Source organism: Streptomyces sp. B21-105, from assembly GCF_036898465.1.
Classification (GTDB): domain Bacteria; phylum Actinomycetota; class Actinomycetes; order Streptomycetales; family Streptomycetaceae; genus Streptomyces.
The window spans coordinates 1,228,940-1,246,683 of record NZ_JARUMJ010000001.1; the positions used below are offsets into that span (position 1 = coordinate 1,228,940).

14 protein-coding genes are annotated in these 17,744 nt (G+C 68.9%); 12 read left to right on the top strand and 2 right to left on the bottom strand.

All coding sequences use genetic code 11. The features are described from left to right. Positions 1–37: 37 nt before the first annotated feature. The 12 genes from QA802_RS05295 to QA802_RS05350 all read left to right on the top strand — a co-directional run bounded on the left by QA802_RS05295 (position 38) and on the right by QA802_RS05350 (position 17,198). Positions 38–988 (top strand): carbohydrate ABC transporter permease, encoded by a 951-nt coding sequence (locus QA802_RS05295; protein WP_334518466.1) that lies wholly within the window; start codon positions 38–40, stop codon positions 986–988. Beyond that, complete coding sequence (locus tag QA802_RS05300) at positions 985–1,878, top strand: carbohydrate ABC transporter permease (RefSeq protein ID WP_334492328.1); 894 nt, start codon at positions 985–987, stop codon at positions 1,876–1,878. The genes QA802_RS05295 and QA802_RS05300 overlap by 4 nt, the downstream gene beginning before the upstream one ends. Positions 1,879–1,988: 110 nt before the next feature. Then, positions 1,989–2,978 (top strand): alpha/beta hydrolase, encoded by a 990-nt coding sequence (locus tag QA802_RS05305; RefSeq protein WP_334518468.1) that lies wholly within the window; start codon positions 1,989–1,991, stop codon positions 2,976–2,978. Continuing rightward, positions 2,975–3,715 (top strand): sugar phosphate isomerase/epimerase family protein, encoded by a 741-nt coding sequence (locus tag QA802_RS05310; RefSeq protein ID WP_334518470.1) that lies wholly within the window; start codon positions 2,975–2,977, stop codon positions 3,713–3,715. The genes QA802_RS05305 and QA802_RS05310 overlap by 4 nt, the downstream gene beginning before the upstream one ends. Beyond that, the gene (locus tag QA802_RS05315) at positions 3,712–4,806 is read left to right on the top strand and encodes a Gfo/Idh/MocA family protein (RefSeq protein ID WP_334518472.1); all 1,095 of its coding nucleotides are present in this window, start codon (positions 3,712–3,714) and stop codon (positions 4,804–4,806) included. The genes QA802_RS05310 and QA802_RS05315 overlap by 4 nt, the downstream gene beginning before the upstream one ends. A 23-nt stretch (positions 4,807–4,829) precedes the next feature. Beyond that, complete coding sequence (locus QA802_RS05320) at positions 4,830–7,313, top strand: glycoside hydrolase family 2 TIM barrel-domain containing protein (RefSeq protein WP_334518473.1); 2,484 nt, start codon at positions 4,830–4,832, stop codon at positions 7,311–7,313. After that, positions 7,310–7,960, top strand: coding sequence for an RraA family protein (locus tag QA802_RS05325; protein WP_334518474.1), 651 nt, complete (start codon positions 7,310–7,312; stop codon positions 7,958–7,960). Before QA802_RS05320 ends, QA802_RS05325 begins: the two co-directional genes overlap by 4 nt. A 24-nt stretch (positions 7,961–7,984) precedes the next feature. After that, a complete protein-coding gene (locus tag QA802_RS05330; RefSeq protein WP_334518476.1) occupies positions 7,985–8,650 on the top strand; it encodes a TetR/AcrR family transcriptional regulator in 666 nt (221 codons plus the stop codon). Between the two features lie 11 nt (positions 8,651–8,661). Continuing rightward, positions 8,662–12,192, top strand: coding sequence for an indolepyruvate ferredoxin oxidoreductase family protein (locus QA802_RS05335; RefSeq protein ID WP_334518478.1), 3,531 nt, complete (start codon positions 8,662–8,664; stop codon positions 12,190–12,192). Positions 12,193–13,029: 837 nt separating this feature from the next. Further along, the gene (locus QA802_RS05340; RefSeq protein WP_334518480.1) at positions 13,030–15,222 is read left to right on the top strand and encodes an MMPL family transporter; all 2,193 of its coding nucleotides are present in this window, start codon (positions 13,030–13,032) and stop codon (positions 15,220–15,222) included. 93 nt (positions 15,223–15,315) lie between these two features. Continuing rightward, positions 15,316–16,497 carry a sensor histidine kinase gene (locus QA802_RS05345; RefSeq protein WP_334518481.1) on the top strand — a complete coding sequence of 394 codons (1,182 nt, stop codon included), beginning with the start codon at positions 15,316–15,318 and terminating at the stop codon, positions 16,495–16,497. A 23-nt stretch (positions 16,498–16,520) separates the two neighbouring features. Continuing rightward, positions 16,521–17,198, top strand: coding sequence for a response regulator (locus tag QA802_RS05350; RefSeq protein ID WP_266520800.1), 678 nt, complete (start codon positions 16,521–16,523; stop codon positions 17,196–17,198). 78 nt (positions 17,199–17,276) lie between these two features. Here the strand turns inward: QA802_RS05350 and QA802_RS05355 are convergent, their stop codons facing one another. Both QA802_RS05355 and QA802_RS05360 read right to left on the bottom strand, forming a co-directional pair. Then, entirely contained in the window at positions 17,277–17,564 is a 288-nt protein-coding gene (locus QA802_RS05355; protein WP_334518483.1) for a hypothetical protein, read from the bottom strand. 27 nt (positions 17,565–17,591) lie between these two features. Then, positions 17,592–17,732 carry a hypothetical protein gene (locus QA802_RS05360; protein ID WP_334518485.1) on the bottom strand — a complete coding sequence of 47 codons (141 nt, stop codon included), beginning with the start codon at positions 17,730–17,732 and terminating at the stop codon, positions 17,592–17,594. Positions 17,733–17,744: the final 12 nt, after the last annotated feature.

The window sequence follows — 17,744 nt, forward strand, 5'->3', positions numbered from 1 at the left end:
TCACTTCACGGGACCACTTCACGAGCAAGGAGCAGGCATGGCGACAAGAACGCCTGGCGACGCTCTCGCCCACCCCATCGCCGGCTCGGCAGCGAAGCGAAGCCCCGGCCGTGGCCACACTCGTTCCGCGGTGCTCTTCCTGGCACCGTTCGGGCTGCTGTTCACGGCGATGTTGCTCGCACCGATCGGCTACGCGGTGTACCAGAGCTTCTTCAGGACGCGCCGCAGCGGCCTCGGACTGGGACCGTCGACGACTGTCTTCGCCGGGTTCGACAACTACGTGACGGCTCTGCACGACAGCCGGTTCATGTCGTCGTTCCTGCGGGTGTTCACGCTCGGCATCGTGCAGGTGCCGGTGATGCTGGGCCTGGCGCTCCTGTTGGCGCTGCTGCTGGACTCGCGTGGCGCCGTGTTCAAGAAGGCCTTCCGGCAGATCTACTTCCTGCCCTACGCGCTGCCGGGCGTGATCGCCGCGATCATGTGGTCGTTCCTGTACGCGCCGAGCGTCAGCCCGTTCACCGCTGCCCTGCGGCACGTCGGGCTCGATGTGAACTTCCTGTCCGGCGACCTCGTGCTCGCCTCGATCGGCAACATGATGACGTGGGCCTGGACCGGCTTCAACATGCTGATCATCTACTCGGCCTTGCAGGCGATCCCCGGCGAACTCACCGAAGCCGCCGTGATGGACGGCTGTTCCGGGTGGCGGGTCGCCTGGCACGTGAAGATTCCCGCGGTACGGCCGGCGCTGATCCTCACCACGGTGTTCTCCATCATCGGTACCGCCCAGCTGTTCAACGAGCCTGCGGTGCTGAGTCAGGTCGCCCCGACCGTCTCCCCCACCTACACGCCGATCCTGGCCACCCAGCAGTCGGCGGACATCAACAACTACAACTACGCGGCCACCCAGTCGGTCATCCTCGCCCTGCTGACCTTCGTGCTGTCGTTCGGCTTCCTCAAGTTCACCCAGCGGAAGGGCACCTTCGCATGACGACCGTCACTCCCTCCGCAACACGTGCCGCCGCCGGGCCTCCCGGCCGACTGCGTACGTCATCGCTGGCCGGCCGGGCGGGCGTGTTCGCGGTCATGGCGCTCTTCGCCCTGTACACGCTCATCCCAGTCTGGTGGCTGCTGGTCACCGCGACCAAGAACAGCGGCTACCTGTTCACCACGAACGGGCTGTGGTTCTCCCACTTCGACCTGTGGACCAACATCCGTGACGTCTTCCAGGAACAGGACGGCATCTTCGCCCGGTGGCTCCTGAACAGCGCCCTCTACAGCGTCGGCGGCGCGGCGGTGAGCACGACGCTGTCCGCCATGGCCGGGTACGCGCTGGCCAAGTACCCCTTCCGCGGTCGGGACCTGACCTTCAACGTCATCCTCGGTGCCGTCCTGATCCCGGACGTCATGTTCGCGCTGCCCCTGTACCTGATGTTCAGCCAGGTCCACCTCGTCAACACCTACTGGGCCGTCTTCCTGCCCAGCGTCGTCAGCCCGTTCGGGGTCTACCTGTCGCGCATCTACGCCGGAGCGTCGGTACCGGACGAACTGATCGAAGCCGCGCGACTCGACGGTGCCGGCGAGGCCCGGATCTTCTGGCGGGTCGCCATGCCGATCATGTCTCCCGCGCTGGTCACCATCTTCCTGTTCCAGTTCGTCAGCATCTGGAACAACTACCTGCTGCCCCTGCTCATGCTCAACAGCGACGAACTCCAGCCGGTCACCGTCGGGTTGGCCAACTGGCGGGAGGGGGTGAACCAAGGCATCCCCTACAACATCACCATCACCGGCGCGTTCCTCTCGGTGATCCCTCTGATCGTCGCGTTTCTCGTCCTGCAGCGGTTCTGGCGCTCCGGACTGGCCGCCGGGAGCGTGAAGTAGGTCTGACCGCCCGCCATTCGGCCGGCCACGCGTCTGAGCGGACCTCCCCCACCGTCTCCCGCCTACGCCCGCTACACCCGATTCCCCGCACCCCTGGAGACCTGACCCTGATGGCCCTGCATCCCAGCATCTCCGCCCGGCTCAGCCTGATCGAGGACCTCCCGTCCTGGCGCGAGGCAGTCGCCGATCCGGCTGTACAACCGCGCCTGCAGGAATACCGGACCTGGAAGGCGGCAGCGGCACTGCCCTCCGTCGAAACCAGCGACGAGAGCATTCCCGGCCCGCACGGCCCGATAGCCGTCCGCGTCTACCGGCCGCCGTCAGCACCGCGGGGGCCTCGCCCCGGCCTGGTCTGGGTGCACGGCGGCGGATGGGTCTTCGGCGATCTCGACATGCACGAGGCCGACTGGACCGCCCGCGAGGTGTGTGCCAGGGCCGACGCCGTGGTCGTCAGCGTGGACTACCGGCTCGCTGTCGACGGCGTGACGTATCCGGTGCCGCACGACGACGTGGTGACGGGCGTCCGATGGGTGCGCGAGAACGCCGCGGAGCTCGGCATCGAACCGGCGCGGATCACCGTCGGTGGCGCGAGCGCGGGGGCGAACCTCGCCGCAGGAGCCGTACTTCGCCTGCGGGACGACGACAACTGGCTGCCGACCACCCTGGTACTGGCCTATGCGACCATGCACGCCGTCTCCCCGCCCCTCGCGCAGCCGCTGGCCGAGGCGTTCGCGCCGTTGCCGCGCATGGTCCGGATCCTGCCGGAGGACGTGGCCGGGATGACGGCCAACTACCTGGGCGGCACGCCGGATCCGCACGGCTACGCCTTCCCCGCGGGTGCCGTCCTGGACGGACTCTGCCCCACCCTGGTGCTCGACGCCGAGTACGACGATCTGCGCGCGAGCAGCGAGGCGTTCGCGGCCGCACTCGTGAAGTCGGGCGCACCCGTACGGCATGTCACGGTGCCCGGCGTACTGCACGGCTTCCTCAACCTGCCCTCTTCGGTTGAACCCGTGGACCACGCGCTCGCCGTCCTGGCCGAGACGGTGACAACGGCTGATGCGGGAGAACCCGCACCGGACCCGGGAGAACGCGGATGACGGAGCGCCTGTACTCAGTGCAGCTCTATACGCTGCGCAACGCCATCGAGACCGATCTCCGGGGGACGCTCGCGCGTGTTGCCGCGATGGGATTCGAGAACGTGGAGCTGTGGAGGTTCGAGCAGTACCGCGACGCGTACCGGCGTGCGCTGGCCGAGACACCGCTGCGCCCGCTCAGCGCACACGCGAGCCTCGTCGATGGAAACGCTTCCGCGGCTGTCCGCATGGCGGCAGAGTTCGGAATCGGCACGCTCATCGAACCGCACATCATCGCTCGGCTCTGGACCACGCGGGCGGACATCGAAGCGGCGGCCGCGAGTCTGAACGGCGTCGCGAGGCTTGCCCGGGACGCAGGCGTCACCATCGGGTACCACAACCACGACCACGAGGTCCGTCAGGACTTCGACGGCAGGACCGGCCTCGAAGTCTTCGCGGAGGCGCTGGACGAGGACGTCGTCCTGGAACTCGACACCTTCTGGGCCGAGGTCGGTGGCGCTTCCGCCGTGGAGTTGATCTCCCGGCTCGGGGCGCGTGTCAGGTTCCTGCACCTCAAGGACGGCCCGTACACCGCGACGCTCCTGGAGCAGCAGCCGGTCGGCCAGGGTGCGATGCCGGTGGCGGACATCCTGAAGGCCGCACCGGACGCGGTCCGCGTCGTGGAGCTGGACGACTACGCGGGCGACCCGTTCGCAGCGGTGCGGCAGAGCCTGCGTCACCTGGTGGAGGTCGACCGGTGAACTCCAAGCGAGTGGGTGTCGGTGTCATCGGCGCCGGCGTCATCAGCAGCCACTACCTCGAGAACCTGACGCGGTTCCCTGATCTGAACGTGGTCGCGATAGCGGACCTCGACCAGGAGCACGCCCGTGCCCGTGCGCGGCAGTTCGGGTTGCGGCACCTGCTCGTCCACGAGCTCCTGGCCCACGAAGACATCGAGGTCGTGCTGAACCTCACCGTCCCCGCCGCCCACTTCGACGTGTCGGCCCGGATCCTCGCGAGCGGCAAGCACGTCTGGAGCGAGAAGCCTCTCGCCACCAGCCGCCGCGACGCACGACTGCTGCTGGACAAGGCCGGCCGAAGAGGACTTCGCATGGCCTGCGCGCCCGACACGTTCCTCGGTGGTGCCCTGCAGACGGCACAACGAGCGGTCCTCGCGGGCCGCATCGGCGAACCGAAGAGCGCGCTCGCGATCATGCAGTCCCCGGGACCGGAAGGCACCCACCCGAATCCCGCCTTCTACTACGACCAGGGCGCCGGCCCACTGCTGGACATGGGGCCTTACCACATCACCGCGCTCGTGCAGACCTTGGGTGCCGTCCGCCGTGTGAGCTCGGTTTCCTCCACCGCACGAGCCGTCAGGCGCGTCCTCGTCGGGGCGGGCGCCGGGACCGAGTTCGACGTGCGCGTACCGAGTCAGCACATGGCTCTGCTGGAGTTCGCCTCCGGCGCTCGCGCGACCCTCGTCACGAGCTTCGACTCGGGCATCCGCCGTGACCTCCTCGAACTGCACGGCACGGAAGCCTCGCTCGAGATTCCCGACCCCAACCGCTTCGCCGGAACAGGCAGGTTCGTCCCTCTCCACTCGGAACCGGAAGACGTACCCGCTGTCGGCTCCACGTGGGGCCGGGGAGTGGGGGTGCTGGAGCTCGCTCGCTCGATACGCGACGACGTACCGGAACGCGCCTCCGGCGCTCTCGCCTGCCACGTTCTCGACGTGCTCCTCGCCATCGCGGAGGCGGCACGGGCCGGGACACCGCTGACCCTCGAATCCACCGTGGCATCGCCGGCTCCCCTGGCCGAGAACTGGGACCCCACGGCCGCGACCCTCTAGAACGATCGAGCAAGGAAGTTCCAATGATCCGCATCCCGTTCAACGACGCGTGGCGCGTCGGCCCCCTCGTGTCCGTTCACGAGGCGATCGTGGTCGCCGGCGCCGGTGAGGAAGAAGTCACCCTGCCGCACGACGCCATGCTGGGGGGAGGGCGGTCCGCGGAGAACTCCGGTGGACCGCAGACGGGCTACTTCCGCGACGGAAAGTGGACCTACGAGAAGCAGTTCGACGTTCCGGAGGAATGGGCGACGAAGCGAGTCACCTTCGAGTTCGAAGGTGTCTACCGCGACGCGATGGTCTACGTCAACGGTGCTCTCGCCGGTCAGTGGGCGGGCGGATACTCCCGCTTCCACGTCAGCGCGGACCCCTTCCTGCAGTACAGCCGGGCCAACACCGTCCGGGTGGACGCACAGGCACACCAGGACTCCCGCTGGTACTCGGGGGGCGGCCTCCACCGTCCCGTCAGCGTCCTCGTCGGCGACCTCGTCCACGTCACACCGACCGGCCTGCGAGTGACCACGCCGGACATCGACGCCGATCTCGCCACCGTCGTGGCGGAGACCGAGATCGTCAACGAGGACGTCTGCACTCGCGTCGTCGAAGTGCTCCTCCAGATCCTGGACGCCGGGGGCGAGGTCGTGGCGTCCGACCGGGCCCAGGTCACGCTCCTGGCGGGCGAAGGGATCACCACCCATCAGCGGGCGTACGTCCAGCGGCCGTCGCTGTGGAGCGTCGACTCGCCCCACCTCTACCACGCGTCCGTGCGCCTTTTCGACGACAGCTTCGTCGACAGCGGCCCGCTCGACGAGGCTTCCACACACTTCGGTATCCGCACCGTCACCGCCGACCCGATCCGCGGCCTGCGGATCAACGGCGAGACCGTCAAGCTCCGCGGCGGTGCGATCCACCACGACAACGGCATTCTCGGCGCCGCCGACTTCGCCGATGCCGCCGAGCGGCGGGTGCGAATGCTGAAGGCCGCGGGCTTCAACGCCGTACGGTCCGCGCACAACCCGATGAGCATTGCCCTGCTCGACGCGTGCGACCGTCTCGGCATGCTCGTCATGGACGAGCTGTTCGATGTGTGGACGGTCGCGAAGTCCGGTGACGACTACTCGCGCAGATTCCCGCAGTGGTGGGAACGCGACGTCGACTCGCTCGTGGCGAAGGACTTCAACCACCCCAGCGTCATCATGTACTCGATCGGCAACGAGATCATCGAAGCCGGAACCCCGCACGGCACGCGCCTGGGCCGCCGCATCGCCGACCGGGTACGCGCGCAGGACCCAACCCGCCTGGTCACCCACGCGCTCCAGGGCATGTACATCGCCCGCGACAAGATCCCCGCGCTGAAGGCGGAACTGGAGCAGGACGCGGCGCCTATCCGGGGGCTGAACGACTACCTCGGCCAGGTGACGCATCTGATCGACGCCCTCATGGCCTCGCCGGTCGTCGGTGAGCGACTCGCCGAACCCGCCTCCGTACTGGACGTCGTGGGGCTCAACTACGGCGAGAGCCGGTACGTGCTGGACAAGGAGGCCCATCCCAACCGCGTGGTCGTGGGCTCGGAGACCTTCCCGACGAAGATCGACCGGCTGTGGCAGCTCGTCACCGAGAACCCCCACGTCATCGGCGACTTCACCTGGACCGCATGGGACTTCCTCGGCGAGGTGGGAACCGGCCGGCACGTCTATCCCGAGGACCAGCAGGTACACCGCGCCCCCTACCCGTGGCTCACCGCTGAGTGCGGGGACATCGACATCATCGGGCAGCGTCACCCGATCTCGTACTACCGCGAGATTGTCTACGGCCTCACACAGACGCCGTACCTCGCCGTGCGACGCCCCCGCGAGGACGGCTACGTCATCAAGCCCAGGGCCTGGACCTGGACCGATGTCTCCCCCAGCTGGACCTTCGACGTTCCTGACGGCTCGCTGCTCCATGTCGAGGCGTACGCGGCGGCCGAGGAGGTCGAGTTCCGGCTCAACGGCACCACTGTCGCGACCGTGCCCGTCGGTACCGAGCGGAACTTCGTCGCCGAGGCCGACGTGCCCTATGCGCCCGGTCTCCTGGAGGTCGTGGCGTACCGCGACGGAACGGAGGTGGGACGCTCGGCGCTGCGCACCGCCGGCGAACCCACGCACCTGAGCCTGGAGACGGACCGCACCGAACTCGGCGCCGATCCTCAGCGGTTGGTCCACATCGACATCACCCTGATCGACGACAGCGGTGTGCTCAACCCGAACCGGGACACAAAGATCACGATCCAGGTCGACGGTCCCGGGGTCCTCCAAGGATTCGGTACGGGAGCCCCGGCCACCGAGGAGAGCTTCCTCGACGATTCCGCCACGTCGTTCAAGGGACGTGCCCTGGCGATCGTCCGGGCCACCGGGGAGACGGGACGGATCACCGTCACAGCCCGGGCGCACGGACTCCCGGACGCCTCCCTCGAGATCGACGTCGTCCAGGCACCCATTCAGCACGTGACACGGGAAGGACAGAAATGACCTACGCGCCGACATCGGCCGGCTCGCCCAACATCGAGGTCGGCCCGAAGTGGCAGCGCCCTGACGGTGAGTTGCTCGCACAGTTCCAACGGCACTCGGTCGCGAACATCGGAGACGCACTCGGGCGCCTCGGCATGCCCGATGGCGGCATCACACCCCTCTGGGACGGCTGCCGTGCCGTGGGCAGCGCCCTGACGGTCCTTACGGTCGCCGGAGACGATCTGGCCGTGATCGACGCCGTCGCGCACATCGAACCCGGCGACTTCCTCGTCATCAACGGATTCGGTTACCCGGGCCGGGCGGTGATGGGCGACATCCTCAGCCAGTACTTCTCCTCGCGGGGTGCCGTGGGAGCGATCGTCGACGGAGCGGTCAGGGACCGCGACGAGATCCGGCAGCAGCACTTCCCCGTGTGGTCGCGTTCGGTCACGCCGGCAGGGCCGTGGAAACACGGCCCGGGAGCCGTCGGGACGCCCGTCGCCATCGGCGGTGTCGTCATCAACCCCGGTGACGTGCTCGTGGCCGACGCGGACGGCGTCGTCGCAGTGCCCCTGAAGAAGGCGCACGACATCGCCGCCGAGCTGGCGCGGATCGCGGAATCCGAACAGGGCATGCGCACGCAGGCCAAGCAGGCGCCCACGAAATGAGCCGCATACATGAGGAGGACGCGCATGCGCAGGGACCAGCGGTTGAACAACGCCAAGCTGATCCAGGCCGCCGCAGAGCTTTTCGAGCGTTGCGAGCAGCCGATCAGCCTCGCCGAAATCGCTCGGCAGGCGGATGTGTCGGTCGCGACGGCTTACCGGCACTTCGAGTCCGCGGACGACGCCCTCGGTGCCTACCGACGGGACATCGTGAGCAAGTTCCGCGATCACAGTCTCGAGCAGCCGAGCAACGGCCTGGCCCTGCTAGAAAGCGTCTGCGGCTTCTGGGTGGACCTCGTCCTCGCCGAAGGCGCGGCGCTGGTGCACCGCCGGTCACCGGAAGGGTTCCTCGCACGGTACAAGGCCGATGAGCCGTACCTGGAAGGCCAGGCGGAGGCCCTCGCCCGTCCCATCCGCGAACTCGTGGCGATTCTCGGGGTCGGCGAGCTCGTCGGCGTCGAGGACGAGGCCGCCTTCCTGTGGAACGTCCTCTTCGACCCCCGGGAGATCTTCGACCTCCGTGGCACGCTCGCGCTGTCGCCCGCGCAGATCACGCACCGACTGATGTCGGCGTTCCGCGGTGCGCTGCTCGGCTGGGCGACCGCACGGCTGACCGAACCAGCCGACCGCGAGAAAGCCGTCTCTCCGCACGCGCAGACGGGCGGGACCCTTAGCAGCCCCAGATTGTTGTGAGGAAGAGGACGATGACTGCACCCATCACCGAGGCCGGGCAGCCGGGCGGCCGACGCTTCCGTCTAGATGACCGCTACCGCCGCGAGGAAGGCGTCGTGCACCTCTCCGGGATCCAGGCTCTCGTCCGCGTTCTGCTGGACCGCTCCCGGCGTGACAACACCAACGGACTGCGTACCGCGACATTCATCTCGGGATACGAGGGATCACCACTGGCCGGCTACGACATCGAGTTGGGCCGACGCGGGGCGTTGTTGCACGAGCACGACATCGTCCACAAACCGGGGCTGAACGAGGAGCTCGCCGCGACCGCCGTCATGGGCAGCCAGCTGGCCGGCCAGGTCGGCGCTTCACGGTGCGACGGCGTCGTGGGCATCTGGTACGGCAAGTCCCCCGGCCTCGATCGCGCCTCCGACGCTCTCCGCCACGCGAACCTGGTGGGAACCGGCGCTTCCGGCGGTGCCGTCGCGCTGGTCGGCGACGACCCGGGAGCCAAGTCGTCCAGCGTGCCGTGTGCCAGCGAGGCGACGCTCGCGGACCTGGCGATCCCAACGCTGTACCCGGCCGATGCCCAGGACGTCCTCGACTTCGGGCTCCACGCGCAGTTCCTCTCCCGGTTCAGCGGCCTGTGGGCGGGCCTGAAGATCACCACCGCCGTGGCGGACTCAGCGTCCACAGCCGTCGTGGCACGCGATCGGATCACGGGCACCGAGGGCGACGGGAGCCCCAGCCCGCACAAGCCGAGCTCCATGCTCCTGGGCGCGAACCTCATGTCCCTCGAACGCAGCCTGCACGACATCCGCCTCCCTCGTGCCGTGGCGTACGCCCGCCTCAACCGCCTCAACCGCCTGGTCCAGCGCGGGCCGTCGGACACGATCGGCATCCTGACATCCGGCAAGACCTACCTCGACGTCCGCGAGGGCCTCCGCATCATCGGCCTCACCGACACAGACCTCGCACGGTACGGCATCAGGATCCTCAAGCTCGGCATGATCTTCCCCCTCGAACGCGAGGCCGTCATCGAGTTCGCGGACGGTCTCGACCAACTGGTCGTCGTCGAGGAGAAACGGCCGTTCCTCGAAACCGCCGTCAAGGAGATCCTGTACGGCCGTCCCAACGCCCCGGTCGTCCACGGCAAACAGGACCAGGACGGGCGATCGCTGTTCAGTCGCTCAGGAGAGCTCGACGTGGACAGCATCGCCGCCGGACTGTCCAGGGTGCTGGCTCCGCTCGGCATCGAAGCCGCCCGCGCATGGCGTCAGCGGCCCAAAGCGCGTACGACGTTGGCGCTGCCGCTTCTGGCCCGCAGCCCGTACTACTGCTCGGGGTGTCCGCACAACACCTCGACCACCGCCGGCGGGGACTCACTGGTCGGCGCTGGGATCGGCTGCCACTCCATGGTCGTGTTCATGGATCCCGAACAAGTCGGCCCGGTCGTCGGCATGACCCAGATGGGCGGGGAAGGTGCTCAGTGGATCGGGTTGGAACCGTTCGTCGACGCCGACCACTTCGTGCAGAACATCGGTGACGGCACCTTCATGCATTCAGGCAGTCTGGCCGTCCGGGCAGCGGTCGCCGCGGGGGTGAACGTCACGTTCAAGCTGCTCTACAACGGAACGGTCGCCATGACCGGCGGCCAGGACGCCGTCGGTGCCCTGCCGGTCGACCGGCTCGCCGCCATGCTGCTGCACGAAGGCGTCGCCAAAGTGATCATCACGACAGAGGACAGGGCCCGCATCCCACGGGCCCGGCTTCCGAAGTCGGTGAAGGTTCTGGACCGGGCCGAGATCGAGGGAGCGCTGGCGGAGCTTAAGGCCACTGCCGGTGTCACGGTCCTCATCCATGACCAGGAATGCGCCGCCGAGAAACGGCGCGCCCGTCGGCGCGGCAAGGCCGAGGCGCCGACGACGCGAGTGTGGATCAACGAGCGCATCTGCGAGGGCTGCGGTGACTGCGGCCGCAAGTCGAACTGTCTGTCGGTTCACCCGGTCTCGACCGAGTTCGGCCGCAAGACCAGGATCGACCAGTCCTCGTGCAACCTGGACTATTCGTGTCTCGACGGCGACTGCCCGGCGTTCATGACCATCACGCCCGCCGGCAAGCCGAAGCACGCCGACCTTCCCGCCCTGGGCCCCACCGACATCGCCGAGCCGGCCCGCACGGCCGGAGCCGGATCCTTCGGTATGCGGATCACCGGGATCGGCGGAACCGGCATCGTCACCATCTCGCAGGTGCTGGCGACCGCGGCCGTCATCGACGGCCGCCACGCCCGCAGCCTCGACCAGACTGGACTGGCCCAGAAGGGCGGCGCGGTCGTCTCCGACATCAAGATCACTGAGGATGCCGTCGAACAGGGCGCCAAGATCGCCGAGGGACAATGCGACCTCTACCTCGCGTGCGATCCGCTCGTCGCGACCGACCCGAAGTACCTCTGCGTCGCCTCCGCGGATCGCTCCGTCGCCGTCATGACCACGACCGAGATACCCACCGGGCAGATGGTGGTCGACACGACCGTCGGCTTCCCGGCTCCCGATGCCGTACGTCATGCCGTCCACGACGCGATGAGCCGGCTCATCGCTCTGGACTCCGGCTCGCTGGCCACGCAGCTCTTCGACGACGAGCAGTACGCCAACATGCTCCTGGTGGGTGCCGCTTACCAGACCGGGCTGCTGCCGATGGCGGCTTCGGCGATCGAAGAGGCCATCACCCTGAACGCAGTCGCCGTCGAACGCAATGTGCAGGCCTTCCGGCGAGGCCGCCAGGCGGTCGCCGACCCCGAGGCGCTGAGTGCCACGCTTGCCGACCCGACGCTCCCGGACATGGAACCGCGGCTGCCCGCCGGGACCACCGAGCTCGTGGCGTTGGTCACCGATGATGAGGAATCGGAGCTGCATCGCCTTCTCACCGTGCGTGTGTCCGACCTCATCGACTACCAGGACAGGCGCTACGCCCGCGCCTACGTCGACTTCGTCCAGACGGTGGTGGCCACGGAGCGCGCTGCGGCCGACGGCTCGACCGAGCTGACCGAGGCTGTCGCCCGCTGTCTCCACAAGCTCATGGCGTACAAGGACGAGTACGAGGTCGCACGACTCGCCATCGACCCAGCCGTGGACGACCGCATCACCGCGGCATTCGGAAGCGCGAGCCGACGCTCCTACCGCCTGCATCCGCCCGTCCTGCGAGCCCTGGGCATGGAAAGGAAGGTCGCTCTAGGAAGCTGGTTCCGCCCGGTCCTCAAAATGCTGCATGGGCTGCGGCGCGTTCGAGGAACCCGCCTCGATGTGTTCGGGCTCCAGCACATGCGACGCATCGAGCGTGGTCTCATCACCGAGTACCGGGAGTCGATCAAGACCGCGATCGCGCTCCTGAACGAGGAGAACCTTGCCGATGTTCGCCGGCTCGCGGAACTGCCCGATGCGGTCCGTGGATACGAAGGCGTCAAACTCGCGGCCATTGAGCGCTACCAGGCCGAGCAGGCGCGCATGGTCGGCGAGTTGCGGGAGAGCGCGGACCCCGTCCCGACGGAAGCCGGGCAGGGCCGTTGAACTCGATGTGAGGCAGGCCGTCTCGCGGGAGCCATAGGCTCAGGGAGTACGGCCTCGTCCGGACCGGAGGCTCACTCACAGGTCCGTTGCCCCGCCCCGGACGCGCGCATGGTGAAACTGACACCATGCCGGTTCGGTACGGGACCCGGTCGGCATGATTGGCCACCCCAACGAGACGCCCAGATGTTCGGTTCCGTGATCGCGGCCCTCCGGCTACTTCATTCCCGTGGTGGCGATTCCCTTGACGAGGTAGCGCTGGCCGACCAAGAGGAAAGACGAAGACCGGGATCAGCACCGAGACCGGCAAGGTGTCCTGCAAGGGAACCTGATGACGGACATCGCGAACCGCGTTCCCAGGGCTCGGTGGCCGAAGCCGACCTCGCCGCCGGCCACCCGATGTCCCTGCTCATGGGCCGAACTGTCCCGGGTCGCTACAGTGCTCGACGCGTTGAGCCGTCCCCTGTTCCGCCCGCTCACGCGCCAGGAGCCCGCGCCGCTCCTCCCGGTGCTCGCACTGTGCGACCGGAGCGGGGACGGGCGCGGCGACCAACAACGGCCTTGGGGGTGTCGGGGCGTAGCGGTCGCCTGCCCGGCGGCTCCGGTGCCAACGATCTCACCACCTCGGCTGGCGCCTCAGGCCTGCTCACCACGTCTGGACCAGCGGTTTCCGCTCCGCCCACAGGAGACACCCCCATTCTTCGCCACCGCGTCTGCTGCGATCGCAGTAGGCGCAAGTGTCTGCGAACGGCCAATGACGAGAGGCCGGAGAACTGCGAGCGTGAGGGTGAGCCGTGATCACCGGCTCCGTCGCATGGCATTTTCTGGAAAGGCACGTCGATGTCCCCTCTCGCCCGCTGGTGTCACAGGCACCGGCTCGCCGTCGTCCTGGTCTGGGTGGGCCTGTTGCTCGCCCTGGGGGCCGGGGTCGGCGCCGCCGGCAGCGCCTTCGGCAACAGCCCGACCTCGCAGGACACCGACTCGGCCAAGGCCACGGCCCTGCTGCAGCAGGCCTCCGACAGCGCCGCGGGCAAGAGCGGCCGAGTGGTCTGGCAGGTGGACGGCGGCGAGGTCACCGAGCCCGCTGCCGAGAAGGCGATGACCGGCACGCTCAACGGCATCGCCGACGCACCGGGCGTCGCCGCGGTGACCAGCCCCTACACCCCTGTCGGCAAAGGGCAGATCAGCAAGGACGGCAGGACCGCCTACGCGACGGTCGCGTTCGACCAGGACGTCTCGGACGCCCAGATCGACCATGTGAAGGCACTCGCCACCGAACCGGAGACGGGGAGCCTGCACATCGCCCTCAACGGGCAGGCGTTCACCGTCAACCCGGAGCCGAACGCGGTCGCCGACGCCATGGGCATCGTCCTCGCCTTCATCGTGCTGCTGTTCGTCTTCCGCGCGGTCTGGGTGGCGGCACTGCCCATCATCACGGCCGTCATCGGAGTCGGCACCTCCGCGGTCACGGTGATGCTGCTCAGCCACCTCATCACGCTCTCCGACACCACGCTGACCCTCGGCTCGCTGATCGGCCTGGGCGTGGGCATCGACTACGCGCTGTTCATCGTCAACCGCCACCGCGCCAACCTGAAGGCCGGCATGAGCGTCGCCGAGTCGGTCGCCAAGTCCCTCAACACCTCCGGCCGGGCCGTGGTCTTCGCCGGGCTCACCGTCGTCGTCGCGCTGCTCGGCATGCTCACCCTGAACGTCGGCATCATCAACGGCATGGCGATCGGCGCCGCCGTCACCGTGGTGCTGACCGTCCTGGCCGCCATCACCCTGCTGCCGGCGATGCTCGGCCTGATCGGTCCGCGCGTCCTCAGCCGCAAGGAACGCAGTGAGACGGCCGGCGGGACCCAGCCGCGTTCCTCGGGCCGCACCGGGGTGTGGGGCCGGTGGGCCGAGCGGGTGCAGGCCAGGCCCAAGACCCTGGGTCTCGTCGCCCTGGCCGTGTTGACGGCGCTCGCGTTCCCGACGCTCTCCCTGCGCCTCGGCGCGTCCGACGACGGCAACCTGCCCACGTCCTCGACGAACCGTCAGGCGTACGACATGATCGCCGACGGCTTCGGCCCCGGCTTCAACGGCCCGCTCGTCCTGGCCGTCCAGGCACCCACCGCCGCCGACAAGGCGGCCGAGGCGAAGCTGGTCACCGCTCTCGGAAAGGTCGACGGTGTCGCCAGTGCCGACGCCGCGCCCATGAAGGACGGGCAGACCGTCGGAGTGGTCTCCGTCGTCCCGACGACCTCCCCGCAGTCCGAAGCCACCTCCGACCTGATCCACCACCTGCGTGACGACGTGATCCCCGAGGCCGAGCAGGGCACGTCGATGAAGGTATACGTGGGCGGTGTCACCGCGAGCAACGACGACTTCGCGTCGGTCCTGACGGGCAAGCTGCCCGTCTTCGTGCTGGTGATCGCCGCGCTCGGCTTCCTCCTGCTGACCGTCGCCTTCCGCAGCCTGCTCATCCCGGCGGTCGGCGCCGTGCTCAACATCCTCAGCATCGGGGTGGCGTTCGGCGCGATCGTGGTCGTCTTCCAGTACGGCTTCGGCGCCGGACTGCTCGGACTCGGCGCCGGCGGACCGATCGAGTCGTTCGTGCCGATCCTGGTCGTCGGCATCATGTTCGGCCTGTCCATGGACTACCAGGTCTTCCTCGTCAGCCGGATGCTCGAGGAGTGGGCCCACACCGGTGACAGCCACCGCGCGGTCCGGGTCGGGCAGGCCGAGACCGGCAAGGTCATCGCCGTGGCCGCCACCATCATGGTCTGCGTCTTCGGCTCCTTCGTGTTCGGCGGCATGCGGGTGATCTCCGAGTTCGGGGTCAGCCTCGCGGTGGCGGTCGCCGCGGACGCCCTGCTGATCCGCATGATGGTCGTCCCCGCCCTCATGCACCTGTGCGGGAAGGCCAACTGGTGGCTGCCCCGCAGTCTCGACAAGGCACTGCCCAACGTGTCCGTGGAAGGCCCTGCCGACCAGCCGGCGCAGCCGCACGCGGTGCCGGAACGGACGACCGCCGGCCTGGCCAACTGACGGTCGGCACGACGGACCGACGTCCCGCGCGCGGGTCGGCGGAGAACGGGGTGACCCCGGGTTCCGCCGGCCTGCGCTCCTTAGAGTGAGGGAATGGAACTGCCCATGGTGTGGCGACAGTGGCTGGCTCGTCATGACCGGATCAGAGACGCGCTGCCCGCCGTTCCGCTGATCGTGATCGCCGTGGCGGCGACCGCCGTCGGCCCGTCCCACTGGCACGAGCCGCGGTGGGACGAGGTGGTGTGGACGGCGCTGTCGTGCGTGCCGCTGGCCTTCCGGAGTCGCCGGCCCCTGGGCGTCGCCCTCTTCACCCTGGCCGGCGACCTCACACTGATGGCCGTCGCCTCGCACATCTCGCCGACACCGGGGGCGAGTCTCGTGGCCCTGTACACTCTCGCCCTCCTCGGCAACCGGCGCACCGCGTGGATCGTCGGCTCCTTGGCGGCCGTGGCGATCACCGGTGTCTACGCCGCGACCCACGCGCAGTCCGTGGTGGGGGGTCCCGGCCTGCTGCGGTTCGACCTCGCGATCGCGGCCACCGCGCTCGGCCGCACCGTCCTCAACCGCCGCCAGAACCTCGCGGCGGCCAGGGAACGCGTGGAACACGCCGAACGCACGCGGGAGGAAGAAGCCCGGCGCCGGGTCACGGAGGAACGCGTGCGCATCGCGCGCGACCTGCACGACGTGGTCACCCACCACATCACCCTGGTCAACGCCCAGGCTGGGGTGGCCCACCACCTCATGCGCGCCAACCCGGAACAGGCCTACGCGGCACTGGCCCACATCAAGGACAACAGCCGCGCCGCGCTCGACGAACTGCGCGCCACCGTCGGTCTGCTGCGTCAGCCCGACGACGCGCCCGGCTCGCGTGCCCCCATCGCGACCCTGGCCGATCTCGATGCCCTGGTCAGCGGGTTCCGGGCGAGCGGGATGCCCGTGTCGGTGGCCCGCGCCGGCGATCCGTCGCCAGTGGCACCCGCGACCGAGCTGACCGCCTACCGGATCATCCAGGAAGCGCTCACCAACACGCACAAGCACGCCTCCGCGACCCGGGCCTCGGTGGTGCTGGACTACGGGGTGCACTCGCTCCGGATCACCGTCACCGACGACGGGCGGCCGGGCGCGCCCAAGGGCGCGGGAACCGGCCACGGGCTGATCGGGATGCGCGAACGGGCCACCGCCATCGGCGGTACCGTGGCCGCTGGGCCGCGGCCCGAGGGGGGCTTCCAGGTCGTCGCCGACCTGCCGCTCTCGCTCGCCCCCGCCACTGTCTGACCCCACGTGAGAAAAGATCACCCATGGCCATCCGCGTCCTGCTCGCCGACGACCAGGCTCTGCTCCGGGGCACGTTCCGGCTCCTCATCGACGCACAGCCGGACATGGAGGTCGTCGGGGAGGCCTCCAACGGGCGGGAGGCGGTGCGGCTGGCCCGGTCCGAGCGTGCCGATGTCGTGGTCATGGACATCCGGATGCCCGAGCTGGACGGCATCGAGGCCACCCGGCTGATCGCCCAGGACGAGGACCTGGCCGGAGTCAAGGTCCTCGTCCTGACCACCTTCGAGGAGGACGACCTCGTCGTAGAGGCCCTCCGAGCCGGCGCGAGCGGCTTCCTGGGCAAGGGGGTCGAACCGGCGCAGCTTCTCGACGCCGTCCGGCTCGTGGCCGCCGGCGAGGCGTTGCTCTCCCCCGCAGCCACCAGGGGCCTCATCGCCCGCGTCCTGGCCCACCCTGCCCCCGGCGACCTCGTCGACCCCCGCAGGCTGGCCACTCTGACTCCCCGGGAACAGGAAGTGCTGACCCTGGTGGGCTCCGGCCTGGCCAACGACGAGATCGCCGAACGCCTTTTCGTCACCCCGGTCACCGTCAAGACCCACGCCAACCGGGCCATGGCCAAGCTCGGCGCCCGCGACCGGGCTCAGCTGGTCGTCATCGCGTACGAGACCGGCTTGGTGCGCGCGGGAGAACGACGGGGCTGAGATGCGGGCCGGGCATGGCCGACGGCCTGCCCGCGCCGCGCGCACGCGGGCCGGTCCGCCGCCAACCACCCGCCGGCCTCACTTCTGCTGCGCGGCGGCGAGCGCCGCCTCGGCCTTCTTGCGATAGACGGCGAGTTTCTCGGCAGGGGCGACGATCTGGTGGCTACGGGACCTGACGGACACGTCGTGGTCACCCGCGGCCCTGCGCAGGGCGCCCACGGTGGCCTGTTCGCGGGGAACGTGGGCGAACGGGTCGAAGGAGTACCAGCGCATCGCGTTCTCGTGCGTCATCTTGTTGATCTCGTCGTCCGGCACGGAGTTCGCGGTCAGTACCTCGTGGAGTTGTTCGGTGGCATTGGGCCACATCGAGTCGCTGTGCGGGTAGTCGGCCTCTCAGCAGATGTTGTCGATACCGATGTCATGACGGAGCTTCACCCCGATCGGGTCGCTGATGAAGCAGGTCAGGAAGTGCTCGCGGAAGATCTCCGAGGGCTGCTTCCCGCCGAAGTCCTGAAGCGTCCGGGTGGCGTGCATCTCGTAGGTGCG